Source organism: Paenibacillus xanthanilyticus (assembly GCF_042682185.1).
Taxonomy (GTDB): Bacteria; Bacillota; Bacilli; order Paenibacillales; family Paenibacillaceae; genus Paenibacillus_Z; species Paenibacillus_Z xanthanilyticus.
The window spans coordinates 1222202-1235221 of record NZ_JBHUHA010000002.1 but is presented as its reverse complement, the minus strand read 5'-3'; the positions used below and the strand labels follow the sequence as shown (position 1 = coordinate 1235221).

The window sequence follows — 13020 nt, the reverse complement described above, 5'->3', positions numbered from 1 at the left end:
GGAGGATGCTTCATGCTGCTTAAGGATAAGATTGCCGTCGTGTACGGCGCAGGCGGGAAAATCGGCGGCGCTGCCGCTCGAGCGTTCGCTCGCGAAGGCGCGAAGGTGTATTTGGCCGGGCGCACGTTTGACAAGGTTGAAGCGGTCGCCAGAGAGATTGAGCAAGAGGGCGGCACGGCCGAAGCGGCGGAAGTGGACGCGTTGGACCTCGATGCGGTCGAGCATCATCTCGAGCAAGCCGCGGGGCGGTCGGGGCGCATCGATATTTCGTTCAATGCCATCGGCATTCGCGGGGATTTGCAGGGCACGCCGCTGCTGGAGATGGCGTATGAGGATTTCACGCTGCCCGTGTTAACCGGCGTTCAGACGCACTTCCTCACCGCGACGGCCGCAGCCCGGTACATGGTCCGGCAGCGGTCGGGCGTTATTCTGACGTTATCGACGTCTGCATCCGTCTTGTCCGGACGGGATCGGCGCTACCACTTGACCGGCGGGTTCTCCACGGCGTGCCTAGCGATCGAAGGGTTCACGCGCAGCCTGGCCGGCGAGATCGGCTCTCAAGGCGTGCGGGTCGTCTGCCTGCGTTCGGATGCGATTCCGGAGACATGGGGTGACCCGCACGCGCCGGCAAGAACGTACATGACGGACGGAACGGCGCTAGGACGACTCCCGACGCTGCGCGAGGTGGCCGACGCCGCCGTACTGACGGCTTCCGACCGGGCGAGCGCCATCACGGGAGCGATCGTGAATATAACGTGCGGCTCGGTCATGGACTAGCGGTTACGGGGTTATATCGGACTACATACTAAACAAAAAAGAGCGCATGCACCCAGCAAGCGCTCTTCTTTGCGCATCGTTGCGCGAAAATAAGAAAAAACATCCGAGCTTTTTGCGCTTTTTGCGATCGCGGGCATTCCCTTATAATGGCGGTAACCATCCTTTGAGGAAGGACGTGCGGCAGATGCGGAGAATCATCGAGTTGAGCCTGGCCCCATTCGTGCATAGCGGCTTCGCCATATTGTTTCTCGCGTATCTGCTGAACTACGCCGATCTCGTCATCATCTGCGCTTTGTTCATGATCAAGCTTGTGGTCCATGCGGCGCTGACGGCGATGACCGCACGCGGAAGAGGGTACGTCCTGATGACGAATCTCCTGCTCTTCCTTTTCTTCCTACTCCTCATGTTCGCCGGCCGGCACGGGCTAACAAGTCCGAGCGAACCGGCTGAAGAAGACTACGGCGCCGGCATCCTGCTGCTCGTCGTGGGGTTCCCGCTGTCCTTGGCGAGCTTGCTAATCGGATCGTTCGCCGGTCTGATGCTGTCCATCGTCCTTCGTCGGCCGATCGCGCGGATAAGACGGCGTATCTACCGCAAGCTCGCCTGCCGCACGCTCTATTGAATGAGCTCGAGAAACTTGCTCGCGCTGCCCGATAGCGGCACGCTGCGCAGCGTCATGATGCCGACGTGCGAGGGCGGCAGCTGCACGTCCAGCCGAATTTCGAACAGCGATCCGTCCTCCAGCTCCTTGGCGATGAACTCTTTGGCCACGTAGGAAAGTCCGAGTCCTTTGCGCGCGAATTCGATGAGCAAGTCGACGCTGCCGACCTCGATGCCCGGCTTGATTTTGTACCCGTATCCCCGGAACAGCTCCGTGATGGCCATGCGCGCGCGGCTGTTGCGCGAGAACAGAATGATCGGATGCTCCAGCAGCTCTTCCAGCGTGATGACGCGGTCCTTGAGCCCCGAGAACGCGGCTCCGGCCACGAAGCAGTCCTGCAGCTGCAGGCTTTCCTTCACCGCGAGCTGCGGATCGACGATCGGCATCCGCACGACCCCCATGTCGATGCGGCCTTCCTTCAAGAACGTGATGATCTCCGGCGTCGTGCCGTGGTTCAAGTGAAGACGAATGCCGGGGTAGGTCCGGTGGAAGCGCTCGAGGTACGGCAGCAGATAATGCTTGAACAGCGAATCGCTGCCGCCGATCCGAAGCTCTCCGCTGTCCAGATTTTTGAGCGCGCTCATTTTCTCCTCGGCGAGCGAGATGAGCATTTGGGACTGTTCGATGTAGGAGTACAGCACGGTGCCCTCCTGCGTCAGCGTCACGCCCTTGGACGTCCGGTAGAAGAGGGTCAGACCGAGGCTTTCCTCCAGCTGCTTGATGGCATGGCTGACGCTCGGCTGGGTCAAATAGAGCGATTTGGCGGCTTGGGACAGGCTGCCGGTCTTGGCGGCCCAATAGAACACTTTGTACAGTTCATAGTTATTGGTCATAGACACGATCTATAGCTCCTGTGAAATGTATTAATTACGCATATATTGATTAATCGTATTATAGTTGATGTAATGGGACTTAGAAAAGAGAGACCAGAAATGCCAGGAGTGGCACGAGAGAAGCAAGCCCGATTAAGGCGAGACCAAAAATGAACGGAGGCAATGAATCATGAAGTTTTTTATCGATACTGCGAATTTGGCCGATATCAAGAAAGCGTATAAAATCGGCGTGCTGTCCGGCGTAACGACGAACCCGTCCCTGGTGGCCAAGGAAGGCGTCCGTTTCGAAGACCGCATCGAGGAGATTTTGCGCGAAGTGCCGGAAGTGGAATCCGTATCGGCGGAAGTTACGCCGGACGCGCTGACGGCGGAAGAAATGATCGCCCAAGCGAACGAACTGATCAAGCTGAACAACAACGATAAAAACATCACGATCAAACTGCCGATGACGCTGGCTGGCCTGGAAGCTTGCCGCTACCTGACCAAGAAAGGCGTCAAAACAAACGTCACGCTCATCTTCACCGTCAATCAGGCGCTGCTTGCCGCTCGCGCAGGCGCAACGTATGTTTCGCCGTTCCTGGGTCGTCTGGACGACATCTCCGAAGATGGCGTACTGCTCGTTTCCAAAGTCGCCGAGCTGTTCCGCACGCATAACCTCGACACGCAAATCATCGCCGCATCCGTTCGTCATCCGGACCACGTCACGCGCGTGGCGATGGCCGGCGCGCACATCGCGACGGTTCCGTTCACGGTTATCGAGCAAATCTCCAAGCATCCGCTGACGGATCAAGGCATGGAGAAGTTCGCGGCGGACTGGAAGAAAACCGCTGAACTGAAAGTATAATCCGCATTGAAGCATCATCGGCAAGAACGGTAAGTGTAAGGCGCACTGGCTAATTGAACGCTTTGAATTCCGGTCTGAAGCCGGGATTCAAAGCTTTTTTTTGTTCACCTACAAGCACGCAGCCGATTCCCATTATCGCGTGGTTTAGAATTCGGCGGAGGGCTGTATGATGAGAATGGAGAGCATTTTGGGGGAGGCGAGGGTATGTGGGATGGCATGCTGATCACGACGCTAGCGCTGCTCGGCGCATCGTTTCTGGCGCTAGGCGCATGCATGGCGGGGCGAACCGCGCGTACGGTCGTCGGGATCACGTTCGCGGCGCTGGCTTTTCTTTTGCTGTATGGCCAATATGAGGACTGGAGTGGAGAGTACGAGGATGCGAATATCGGCCTTGGGCTTGCCTATATGCTCGTATGGGGCGCGTCGGCGGTCGCGATCGTCGGGGCGATCATCGCATGGCTCCTCAAGGGAGGAAGCAAGCGCCGCGGATAATGGTTCTGCGGAGGTAGACTATTCGCATGGGTTGGCGTCCGCCGCACTGACCTGTAGAAGGGCCGGTGCGGCGTCGACGCTTCCCTAGCAGACGACCTCCGAATCGATCTCGCCTAGCTTTGGCAGCTTCTTGCCAATCGCGGCGGAATGATTTATGATTCAAATGATAATGATAATTATTATCAATTAAAGTTGTCGATTTTCCAGTAGGAGGTATCACATGCTCGATAACACGAATTCTTCCCCAGCCTCGGACGGCAGCGCGGCACGGATGTCGATGGATGAAGTGCGCGCCTATATCATAAGTCATTATCATGAACCGTTGTCGATCGAATTATTGGCGCAGTTGGCCGGACTGAGTCCGAATTATTTTGGCGAAGCGTTCAAGAAGGCGACTGGGCGCAGCGTGATGGACTATGTGACGGGACTGCGCATCAGCAGGGCGAAGCAGCTGATCCGGGAGACGGACCTCTATATGCGGGAGGTTGCCATAAGCGTAGGCTACAGCGACGAATATTATTTCAGCCGCAAATTCAAGAAGGAGGTCGGCGTCTCGCCGTCGGCGTTCGGCCGGAGCGCCCGGCAGCGCTTCGCGGTGTTGTCCGCGTCATCCATTGGGCGATCCGAAGGAAGCGAGCTATAATCACCCTCTTAATGAGAATGATCATCATGGAGTTGGCCGCATTCCGCGTTTCCTATCTTCCGCGCCGAGCCATGAATTGGGCAGCTAGAGGGCTGGGAGGCCGGCAAGCCGTATCTAGCACGCACAAAAGCCCGGCAACCATGGTCTGCCGGGCTTTTGCGTGCAGCTGAACTATGACGTCAGCCGTCTGCGGCTGGGAAGCGCATCGCGATCAGCGCGCCGCCCTCCCTGCGGTTGGCGGCGGCGATCGTGCCGCCGCTGCGTTCGACGATCGCCCTGGCGATGGCGAGCCCCAGGCCGGACTCGCCGTCCTTGCCTTTCACGAAGCGGTGGAACAAGCTCGGCAGCAGCTCCTCCGGGAAGCCGGGTCCGTCGTCCGCCACGCTCAGCGCGAGCAGCCCGCGCTCTCGGCGGGCCGTCACCCAAATATGTCCGCGCGCGTACCTGGCCGCATTGGCGGCGACGTTGAGCAGCGCCTGCAGCAGCTTCTCCGGATCAGCCTTGACGATCATCTCCGCTTCGTCCTCGCCCTGCAGATGCAGCGTCAAGCCGCGCCTTACGAGCAGCGGATTGATCCGCTCGGCGGCCTCCTTGAGCAGCTCCGCCGCGCTGACCGGGGCCGGGCGGAAAATATCCTCCTCGCTGTCCAGCTTGGCCAGCAGCGTCATCTCCGTTACCAGACGCGTCAGCCGTCCGCTTTCATCCAAAATGATCTCCAAGCCTTTGCGCGCGCTCTCGCCTTCGAAAATGCCGTCGCGGATGCCTTCGGCGTAGCCGGCGATCGACATGAGCGGCGTCTTCAGCTCGTGCGAGGCATTCTGGAAGAACTGCTTCTGCGCGACGCTCGCCCGGTTCAGCTCGCCGGCCATCTCGAATACGGTTTGCGCGACCGCGCCGATCTCGCCGCCGCCCTTCACGAGCCGCACCTCCATGAACTGCCGCCCTTTGACCTTGCGCAGCTCCTCGCGCAGCAGCATGAGCGGCCGGATGAGCTTGCGCGTCATGAACAGGCTCAGCAAATAGAGCACCGCTCCCACGGCGAAGAGGACGAGCACGAGCCGGCCGAGCAGCGCCTGCTCGATTGCCCGGATTTTGCTCATGGGGGAGAGCAGCGTCAACGTTCCCGCCGGAATGGGGCTGACCTCAACAACATATTGGCCGGTGGCGCTGTCGATGATCTTCGCTTGCGACGCGCGGATTTCGTAGATCGGTTTCTGCGTTAGCTCTGTGACGAACGGCGCGGCGGCGGCGCTCAGCGGGGTCGTAGATGAGATGATGTTGCCCTGGCTGTCCGCAACGATCGCTTCCACGCCCGAATAACCGGCAGAGGCAAGGTATCGCTTCACCCGGATGGCCTGCGCGCCGGAATCGGCGCTCGTGATGCGCAAGGTCGACGACATGGCCGTGCTTAGCGTCCGCAGATCGTCCTTCTGCGCGCCGACGAAGTGATCCAGCAGGACGTAATGGACGATGATGGCCGTTATGGCGAGGATGAGCGCGAGCGCCAAGCCGAACGCGAGGTTAATTTGATGAACGAGCTTCATGGCCGGCCTCGCTCCTCGGACGTCCTCATCCGGTAGCCGTGTCCCCATACGGATTCCACCGGCAGGCCGTCAATCTTCTTGCGAATCCGCTTGACGAGATGGTCTACGGCGCGGTCGCTGCCGTAATAGTCGTCCCCCCACACGAGCGTCAGCAGCTCGCTCCGCGTGAACGCGCGGTTCGGGTGCTCGGCCAGCGTCTTGGCGAGCAGCAGCTCCTTGGCCGTCAGCTCCACTTCCTCGCCGCGCCAGAACGCGCGCCGCTCCTCGAGCAGCAGCGATAACTCGCCGAGGTTGAGCGCGGCGGCCGCTTCCGTCGCCAGCGCAGCGCTCGCTCCTTGCCGCATTCTCGCCCACCGCTCCAGCTGACGTTTCACGCGCGCGACGAGCTCTCTTGGGCTGAACGGCTTCACCATATAATCGTCGCTGCCGAGCGTCAGCCCGAGGATTTTGTCGACCTCGTTGTCCTTGGCCGAGATCATGATGATCGGCACCTCGGCCTCCTGGCGGATGCGCCGGCATAATTCGTACCCGTCCATGCCGGGGAGCATGATATCGAGCACCCACATGTGGGGCGGGTCCTGCCGCCACAGCTCCCACGCTTCTTCGGCGCTGGACAGTCCGATCGTGCGGTAATGCTCCTTGCGCAAATAGGCCTCGATCAAATGCCTTATATTGGCGTCGTCATCCACGACGGCGATCACGTAATCGTTGTTCATGGGTTTGTTTCGATCCTCCTACCCTTGTCTCTATCGCCAGTATACCAAAGGTAGAGCGGCCGATAGGGCGCTGCCATCGTTTTTCCACAAATCCACCATTATCGTGCCACACCCGTTCGGTACATTGGTTACGGCAAGACCACTACGAACCGAGAAGGAGTGTTTTCCCCATGAACAAACGCATCCATTTCAAAAACGCCGCGCTCTCCGCGATGCTGCTGACCAGCCTCGTCGCCATGCCAGTCGCGACGAGCGCGGCCGCCGTCACCACGTCGCAGGCCGCCCAGCCTTCCGCGCCAACGAAAGCCGCCGAGAAACGGATCATCCGCTTCGGCGCCGCCGATCCGCTGGCGCTGGCCAAGCAGTACGCCCCGGAGACGGCCGCGGAGTGGGAGCGCGTGCTGAAGGCGTATAAAGAAGCCGGAGGATTCGTGCTACCGGGCCCAATTCGCGTCGGCAAAGCAGCCGCTGTCGAGGGGAGCGACACGTTCATCAAGACTGGCGGGGATGGCGACGCGGTTATCCTGCACGACGTCACGCAGAGCGGCGAGCATCGAGTAGCCGTACGCTTCCATCAGACGCCAGCCCAAGACGGCGATCAGGATGTGTTCACGGAGCGAGCGGTGAAGATTACGAAGGCCATAGAGGCAGAGAAGATCGGCGAGATCGGCGACACCGTTCCTATCGTGAAAATAGAGGGAGACGCCAGTACAGCGGAAGGCGCGGGCGTTGTGAAGACGGCGATCCCGCTGGACGAAGCCGCCATCGCGAAGCTTAAAGAGCTGCATGGCGCCGAGATCGCGATCGCTTCGCCGATCGGGGCGAAGGCGGATGCGATCCGTGCCGAAGCGATCGCGATCGAAAGTGCGGACGAAGGCGAAGGCGGCATCAAAATCAAGATCAAAGCGCTCACCGAAGCGGACAAGGCGTTCTTCGAGGCGCGCGCCGAGCTGGCCAAAGCGGCGGCATCCAAGGACGCGGCCGCGATCAAGGTCGCGTTGGCCGAGCTGCTGAAGCAGTATAAGGCGCAAATCTAGTAGAGCGTCTCCCCAACCTCCTCCGATACTTAAGCAACGACCCTTCCCGTGGGCTATCTGCCCACGGGATTTTTTGTCAGCAAAAAGGCATACTAGGCGAAAGGAGATGTGGCTAAAACAGAGCGAGGAGCGCTAGGCATGCGGACAGAACTTACGCGGTCTCCAAGACTGATCGCACCTCCGATCTACCGGTATGCGACAGTCGGCGGGCTGCTCATTCATCTAGCGTTCGTGGTTTTTTTTTATGTGCTCGGCTATTCCTTCATGGCCTGGTTGAATCTTGGCTCATCCGTCTGCTACGCGGCAGCCATGCAGCTGCTGAGGCGCGATCGTATGGAGGGGTGGAGTGGTCTCGTCGCCTCCGAGCTGCTGATCTATGCGGTCGTGGCCACCGCCCACATGGGGTGGAACGCGGGTTTTCACTATTACCTGTTCTTCGTCATATACGGCGCTTACGCGACGCTAACGTCCAAGATAACCTCGCGCGCCTTCGTGACCTTGAGTCTGATTGCCTACGTTCTGCTGTACCGCTATGCCCCGAGCGGGATGGCCGAAGGAGGCGGCGTGCCCGTCTGCCGGATGCTGCATTATTTGAATCTGATCAGCACGCTCGGCTACACGACGCTGTTGTCGTATTATTACCGGCAAAGCATAGAAAGGTCCATGGCGAACCTGCAAGAGGCCATACAGGAGCTTGAGATTCTGTCTCGCACCGATCCGTTGACGGGCTTGCGCAATCGGCGGATGATCTACGAGCGGCTGGAAGAAGCGCGCCGGCGTCACGAAACGGCGGGCGAGCCCTTCAGTCTCCTGTTGGCGGACATCGACGGGTTCAAGCAGGTGAACGACCGCTATGGGCATAACTGCGGCGATGCGGCTATTCAGCACTGCGCGTCTCTCATCGAAGAGGCGGCGGAAGACGGGGCGCTTGCGGTCCGATGGGGCGGCGAAGAATTTCTCGTGCTGCTGCAGGGAAAGCCGCTTCAGGAGGCGGTGGCGCTGGCCGAGCGGATCCGGTCGGAGGCCGAACGAAGCGCATTCCGGCACAAGGAGCGTCAAATTCCGATCACGCTCACGATCGGCGTCTCTGCGCACCGCGTAGGCCAGCGAGTCGACGAATGCATCCACCTGGCGGACGTGGCGCTAATTGAAGGGAAACGGGCGGGCAAGAACCGGGTCGTGGCGAGCCGGTAAACCTTTTACTCCGATTTCATCGTAAATAGTTGAACGATGAATGAACGGGGATGTGCTCTATGCGGTCAATCGGATCATGCCGATTGTGTAGCAGCGTCCAAGCAGCTCGATACACAATCGGGGAATCGCCGTGAAGCGTCTTTCGGACGCCCGGAGTTCCCTGCCAAAGACAGTTAGTTCTGCCGCTGGTGAATAATTCCTGCCGGATATGGGGAGTTTCTTATCCATACGGGGTGAAGACATGAAGTGGGAAATGCTCAAAGAGCTGGAACGGTTTACGCCGATCGGCGAGCTGCCGTTCGCCAAGCCGTCGGAGGTCGGCGTGCGAATGTACGAGGCCGGGGACGGATTCTGGATCGCCGCCGCCGAGAAGAAGTTCGGCACGGAAGGATCGGGCCGGATCGAATTCGGCGCGCGTGGAGCGTACTTGACCAGCATCTTCTTTTTTCAATACAGGCGCGGACTTGAGGCGTATTTTAATTTGACGCCCTCCACGCGCAGGGGGGAGATGCTGGGCGAGCGGTTTGAAGTTTGCGAGGGCATCGCGATTGGGGACGCCCTGGAGGACATCCAGAGTCTGCTTCGCCGCAACCATCGCGTCTTTCAGGTTAGCGAATCCGGCAAGCTATCGGGAGGCGAGATTCAGTTCCGCTACTCGGAGCTCGTCTGGGAACGTTACCGATTCTTCTTCTTCGACCGGTCGAAGCAAGCCCGGCTTGCAGGATTCGAGTACACGCCGGGGCCTGCCGTATAAGGCGGAAGGAAGCCATTCAGACGGGAAATGCGCCGTCATGGATGGCTTTTTTGCCGTCTGACAATGAATGTGCGCGGGGAAGTCGGAAAAGGCGTGGTTGATCGGCAGCCGTAGGTTGGGGGAGCAACTTTTAAAGCTAGGGTGCGTCAAAGATATGTTGGAACCAAATGGGAATTGCTGCAAGGATGAAAAGATACGATTGGTTAGGAGCGACGAGGAAGATGCAAACAGCCGTCATTGCGGTTATTTCCGATATCCATGGGAACAAGCAGGCGCTCGAGGCGGTGCTTCGGAATATCGACGCCAGGGGGATTCCGCGCATCGTGAATTTGGGCGACGCGTTGTTCGGACCGCTTGATCCGGTCGGCACGGCGAAGCTGTTGATGGCAAGGCCGAACATGACGCATATCAGGGGCAATTGCGACCGCTACCTGCTGCAGGACGAGATGGACTCGGCAACGTTCCGATACGTCAAGCCGCAGCTTACGGCGGAGATCGAAGCGTGGCTGCGCGCCTTCGCCCGGACGGCCGTCTTAAGCGACGCGCTGTTCTGCCACGGTACGCCGTTCTCGGACGAAGCGTATTTGCTGGAAGAAGTGACGGCCTCGGGCGTCAGGGACCGAGACCGCGATGCGCTGATGGCGGAGCTGGCGCCGATCGGGCAGCGGGTTATTTTCGCCGGTCATACCCACCTTCAGAAGACGGTCCGGCTGCCCGACGGCAAGCTTCTGGTCAATCCGGGGAGCGTCGGTCTGCCCGCGTACGAAGAGACGCTTCCCTTCCCGCATGCGATGGAGTCGGGCACGCCGCACGCCAGGTACGCGATTGCGTCCAGGCAGGGGGAGCAATGGGATATCGAGCTCGTCGCGCTGACTTATGCGCATGAGGAGGCAGCCGAGATCGCGGCCCGGAACGGAAGGGATGATTACAGCCATGCCATTCGGTATGGAAGCGTGCTAGGGTAGATTGGAACAACGAAGAGAGAGCAGGCAGGGGAATGAAAACAGGGGCATTGGCCGGAGTGGCGATCGCGATCGCGCTCCTATTGGCGGGCTGCGACGACAACGGCGGGAATGCAGGACAGCATCAGCCACCGGCATCGGTGACGCAGGATAAGGCCGAGCAGGCAGCGGAAAAAGAAACGGAGGCGTCTACTGAATCCGGAACGGCGTCCGCCAATAAAACGTCTGCACCAGACGCTGCGACGACGGCAGAACAGGGGAGCGAGTCGCGCCGCAGCTTCTCCTACTTGGAGCAGCTGCCGCCTGAGAAGCAAGAAGCGTACAAGGCGTTCGAGCAGAGCCGGGATTTGGATCTACTGACGAATTTTACGCCGGAGGATATGGTGGTGGCTTATTTCCATACAATCTCGAACGGCGATCCGTACGTGCTTTATCCACTTATTTATAACGGAGGGTATCTGTCGGATCCGGGACGTTTTACCGAAGAATATTTCAAATATGTAAGCAACCATGATTCCGAAACCGCCATGCATTACCGGTATTACGATTCGATCAAGGTGGACGAGCTGAACTCCAGCCCGGACTATAAAGCAGTCGCAACGACCGTGAGCATAGGCATACAACACCATAGCATGCTGCTCGGCCTCCGAGAAGAAGACGGCGTCTGGAAGCTCGACGTGTATGGTTTGATGAAGGACCAGATCCGGGCAGGCATAGAGGCGGAGCGCAAGATGAAGAAGTAAGGCCATCCTCGGCGCACGTGAAGAACTTGCGGAATGGGAGAATCCGAATGAACGGCGATAGAACGAATCAAGAGCAGGAGTTACTTGGGACGTCTGCGCGAGCTGCTCGTTGACTTCTGACCCGCTAGCCTCGAATTGCGCGTAAGCGCGTTTTTGCGGCAATGGGCGCAAAAAAGCTCCCCCGCCGTTCCTTGCGGGAGAGCCGTCGTTCTATTAGTGAGGCTTGCCTTCCGCGAAGACTTGGAACGTCACGCCGAACTTGTCTACGACGATGCCGTAGGCCGGACTGAAGAACGTTTCCTGCAGCGGCATGTTGACGTTCCCGCCGTCCTGCAGGGCGTTGAAGTAGCGGGTCGCTAGTTCCTTATCGCCTACAGTCAGACAGATCGTCACCTGCGTGCCGATTTGGTGAGGCTGGCCCGGGAACGTATCCGAGAACATCACTTCGGATTCGCCGATTTTGAGCGTCGCGTGCGAGACCCGGTTTTTCGCTTCCGGCGGAAGCGGGAATTCCGGATTGTCCGGCATCTCGCCGAATGTCTGGCTGAAGAGCAGCTGCGCGTCCAGCGCCTTTTGGTAGAAGCTCATCGCTTCGGCCGCGTTGCCGTCCATTACCAAGTAAGGAATCAATCTTACGGTCATTGCGTCACTTCTCCTATTCGGATAGGGTAAAGGTTCCATGACCAAGTATATCCGAACGGCCGATTTTGAAACCGGCTGCCGGAGTTGTCCCTGCATCCCGCCGAAGTCCCCATTATTCGTTCCACAGACGAATGGCCGAGATGACGAACACGATCGCCAGGAAGACGATGGCGGCAAGCGAGGCGAATTTCATGTAACGAAGGTAGCCCTCCGAATACTCGGGTTCTTCCTCGTACATCCATCGTCTGCCCCATTTGAGGCTGGACTCCGGATCCAGGTACGTCCAGACGAGGACGGCAAACAAGGGGATCATAAGCATGAAGATGAAAATAAGCTGAGCCATGGGCAGGCACCTCCAAATCGTATTGAAACGGAATGAAGAAGGAGCGTAAGTCATGAAGCAATCCATCGTCCATATCGCGCTCGTGGTCCACGATTACGACGAAGCGATCGAATTTTACACGAAGAAGCTGAACTTCGAGCTGTTGGAAGACACGTATCAGCCTGAGCAAGACAAACGCTGGGTCGTCGTGTCGCCGCCGGGCTCCATCGGCACGAATCTGCTGCTCGCGAAGGCGTCCAAACCCGAGCAGGAGACGTTCGTCGGCAACCAAGCGGGCGGACGGGTCTTCCTGTTTCTAAACACGGACGATTTCTGGCGGGATTACAACGAGATGACGGCAAGGGGCATCGAATTCGTGCGGCCGCCTCAAGAGCAGCCGTACGGCATGGTAGCGGTATTCAAAGATTTGTACGGGAATTTATGGGATTTGTTGCAGTTGAACGAGGAACATCCGATCGCGAAAAGGGCGAGATAGAGTGAGGTGGCGCTGACAGCGAGTGGCTTGATCGCGATATCGCACCGCAGCGCTTCTCGTTTAACGAGACAATCCAGCACCCATGGCTCATCCTAAGGAGCAAACAAGGCTATCCATTAACCAGCAGCTCTAACCGTGAAGCGAATCACGGCTAGGGCTGTTTTTTGCTTTTCCTTAAAGTCTTAATTCAACAATTTCAACTAATTAATTATACTAAATTAAAAATATTTCAATTATCTATTGTGCGACGGGGTGAATCTGCATATAATCTTTTTAAGCGCTTACATAAAAAGCGGGGTCGAGACGCGCGTCAGACCCTGCATGAACGAACATTTTCTTCCCTAATCGACCTCGCGAAAA

General features: G+C 58.5%; 16 protein-coding genes. 11 read left to right on the top strand and 5 right to left on the bottom strand.

The window, feature by feature from the left end:
- Positions 1–12 precede the first annotated feature (12 nt).
- The gene (locus tag ACFSKT_RS22575; RefSeq protein ID WP_377717607.1) at positions 13–777 is read left to right on the top strand and encodes an SDR family NAD(P)-dependent oxidoreductase; all 765 of its coding nucleotides are present in this window, start codon (positions 13–15) and stop codon (positions 775–777) included.
- A 184-nt stretch (positions 778–961) separates the two neighbouring features.
- Complete coding sequence (locus ACFSKT_RS22570) at positions 962–1399, top strand: hypothetical protein (RefSeq protein ID WP_377717606.1); 438 nt, start codon at positions 962–964, stop codon at positions 1397–1399.
- Here the strand turns inward: ACFSKT_RS22570 and ACFSKT_RS22565 are convergent.
- On the bottom strand, positions 1393–2271 hold the full coding sequence (locus tag ACFSKT_RS22565; protein WP_377717881.1) for a LysR family transcriptional regulator: 879 nt from the start codon (positions 2269–2271) through the stop codon (positions 1393–1395). The two genes, ACFSKT_RS22570 and ACFSKT_RS22565, sit on opposite strands and share 7 nt — an antisense overlap.
- Before the next feature lie 169 nt (positions 2272–2440).
- Between ACFSKT_RS22565 and fsa the strand changes: the two genes are divergently transcribed.
- From fsa to ACFSKT_RS22550, 3 genes are all read left to right on the top strand, one after another.
- The gene (gene fsa / locus ACFSKT_RS22560) at positions 2441–3115 is read left to right on the top strand and encodes a fructose-6-phosphate aldolase (RefSeq protein ID WP_377499723.1); all 675 of its coding nucleotides are present in this window, start codon (positions 2441–2443) and stop codon (positions 3113–3115) included.
- Between the two features lie 204 nt (positions 3116–3319).
- Positions 3320–3607 (top strand): hypothetical protein, encoded by a 288-nt coding sequence (locus tag ACFSKT_RS22555; RefSeq protein WP_377717605.1) that lies wholly within the window; start codon positions 3320–3322, stop codon positions 3605–3607.
- 220 nt (positions 3608–3827) lie between these two features.
- Positions 3828–4250: a helix-turn-helix domain-containing protein gene (locus tag ACFSKT_RS22550; RefSeq protein WP_377717604.1), complete on the top strand. Its 423-nt coding sequence runs from the start codon at positions 3828–3830 to the stop codon at positions 4248–4250.
- 179 nt (positions 4251–4429) lie between these two features.
- Here ACFSKT_RS22550 and ACFSKT_RS22545 read toward each other — a convergent pair whose 3' ends face one another.
- On the bottom strand, positions 4430–5794 hold the full coding sequence (locus tag ACFSKT_RS22545) for a sensor histidine kinase (RefSeq protein WP_377717603.1): 1365 nt from the start codon (positions 5792–5794) through the stop codon (positions 4430–4432).
- Positions 5791–6510, bottom strand: a complete 720-nt coding sequence (locus tag ACFSKT_RS22540) for a response regulator transcription factor (protein ID WP_377717602.1) — start codon at positions 6508–6510, stop codon at positions 5791–5793. Before ACFSKT_RS22540 ends, ACFSKT_RS22545 begins: the two co-directional genes overlap by 4 nt.
- 170 nt (positions 6511–6680) lie before the next feature.
- On the opposite strand from ACFSKT_RS22540, the gene ACFSKT_RS22535 reads away from it, so the two are divergent.
- The 5 genes from ACFSKT_RS22535 (at position 6681) to ACFSKT_RS22515 (ending at position 11200) form a co-directional block, all read left to right on the top strand.
- Positions 6681–7547: a hypothetical protein gene (locus ACFSKT_RS22535; RefSeq protein ID WP_377717601.1), complete on the top strand. Its 867-nt coding sequence runs from the start codon at positions 6681–6683 to the stop codon at positions 7545–7547.
- Positions 7548–7685: 138 nt separating this feature from the next.
- Entirely contained in the window at positions 7686–8741 is a 1056-nt protein-coding gene (locus ACFSKT_RS22530) for a GGDEF domain-containing protein (RefSeq protein WP_377717600.1), read from the top strand.
- 241 nt (positions 8742–8982) lie between these two features.
- Positions 8983–9495 (top strand): hypothetical protein, encoded by a 513-nt coding sequence (locus ACFSKT_RS22525; protein WP_377717599.1) that lies wholly within the window; start codon positions 8983–8985, stop codon positions 9493–9495.
- Between the two features lie 221 nt (positions 9496–9716).
- A complete protein-coding gene (locus ACFSKT_RS22520) occupies positions 9717–10460 on the top strand; it encodes a metallophosphoesterase family protein (RefSeq protein WP_377717598.1) in 744 nt (247 codons plus the stop codon).
- Between the two features lie 32 nt (positions 10461–10492).
- On the top strand, positions 10493–11200 hold the full coding sequence (locus ACFSKT_RS22515) for a hypothetical protein (protein ID WP_377717597.1): 708 nt from the start codon (positions 10493–10495) through the stop codon (positions 11198–11200).
- Positions 11201–11413: 213 nt separating this feature from the next.
- On the opposite strand, the gene ACFSKT_RS22510 is transcribed toward ACFSKT_RS22515, so the two are convergent.
- On the bottom strand, positions 11414–11842 hold the full coding sequence (locus tag ACFSKT_RS22510; RefSeq protein WP_377717596.1) for a VOC family protein: 429 nt from the start codon (positions 11840–11842) through the stop codon (positions 11414–11416).
- Between the two features lie 112 nt (positions 11843–11954).
- Positions 11955–12185, bottom strand: coding sequence for a DUF6199 family natural product biosynthesis protein (locus tag ACFSKT_RS22505; RefSeq protein WP_377717595.1), 231 nt, complete (start codon positions 12183–12185; stop codon positions 11955–11957).
- Positions 12186–12237: 52 nt separating this feature from the next.
- On the opposite strand from ACFSKT_RS22505, the gene ACFSKT_RS22500 reads away from it, so the two are divergent.
- Entirely contained in the window at positions 12238–12660 is a 423-nt protein-coding gene (locus ACFSKT_RS22500; RefSeq protein ID WP_377717594.1) for a VOC family protein, read from the top strand.
- Positions 12661–13020: the final 360 nt, after the last annotated feature.

What these genes read in the sequence shown, in the direction of transcription:
- ACFSKT_RS22575 (WP_377717607.1), top strand. Translation starts at nt 13, where the DNA reads ATGCTGCTTAAGGATAAGATTGCCGTCGTGTACGGCGCAGGCGGGAAA.
- ACFSKT_RS22570 (WP_377717606.1), top strand. Translation starts at nt 962, where the DNA reads ATGCGGAGAATCATCGAGTTGAGCCTGGCCCCATTCGTGCATAGCGGC.
- ACFSKT_RS22565 (WP_377717881.1), bottom strand. Translation starts at nt 2,271, where the DNA reads ATGACCAATAACTATGAACTGTACAAAGTGTTCTATTGGGCCGCCAAG.
- fsa (WP_377499723.1), top strand. Translation starts at nt 2,441, where the DNA reads ATGAAGTTTTTTATCGATACTGCGAATTTGGCCGATATCAAGAAAGCG.
- ACFSKT_RS22555 (WP_377717605.1), top strand. Translation starts at nt 3,320, where the DNA reads ATGTGGGATGGCATGCTGATCACGACGCTAGCGCTGCTCGGCGCATCG.
- ACFSKT_RS22550 (WP_377717604.1), top strand. Translation starts at nt 3,828, where the DNA reads ATGCTCGATAACACGAATTCTTCCCCAGCCTCGGACGGCAGCGCGGCA.
- ACFSKT_RS22545 (WP_377717603.1), bottom strand. Translation starts at nt 5,794, where the DNA reads ATGAAGCTCGTTCATCAAATTAACCTCGCGTTCGGCTTGGCGCTCGCG.
- ACFSKT_RS22540 (WP_377717602.1), bottom strand. Translation starts at nt 6,510, where the DNA reads ATGAACAACGATTACGTGATCGCCGTCGTGGATGACGACGCCAATATA.
- ACFSKT_RS22535 (WP_377717601.1), top strand. Translation starts at nt 6,681, where the DNA reads ATGAACAAACGCATCCATTTCAAAAACGCCGCGCTCTCCGCGATGCTG.
- ACFSKT_RS22530 (WP_377717600.1), top strand. Translation starts at nt 7,686, where the DNA reads ATGCGGACAGAACTTACGCGGTCTCCAAGACTGATCGCACCTCCGATC.
- ACFSKT_RS22525 (WP_377717599.1), top strand. Translation starts at nt 8,983, where the DNA reads ATGAAGTGGGAAATGCTCAAAGAGCTGGAACGGTTTACGCCGATCGGC.
- ACFSKT_RS22520 (WP_377717598.1), top strand. Translation starts at nt 9,717, where the DNA reads ATGCAAACAGCCGTCATTGCGGTTATTTCCGATATCCATGGGAACAAG.
- ACFSKT_RS22515 (WP_377717597.1), top strand. Translation starts at nt 10,493, where the DNA reads ATGAAAACAGGGGCATTGGCCGGAGTGGCGATCGCGATCGCGCTCCTA.
- ACFSKT_RS22510 (WP_377717596.1), bottom strand. Translation starts at nt 11,842, where the DNA reads ATGACCGTAAGATTGATTCCTTACTTGGTAATGGACGGCAACGCGGCC.
- ACFSKT_RS22505 (WP_377717595.1), bottom strand. Translation starts at nt 12,185, where the DNA reads ATGGCTCAGCTTATTTTCATCTTCATGCTTATGATCCCCTTGTTTGCC.
- ACFSKT_RS22500 (WP_377717594.1), top strand. Translation starts at nt 12,238, where the DNA reads ATGAAGCAATCCATCGTCCATATCGCGCTCGTGGTCCACGATTACGAC.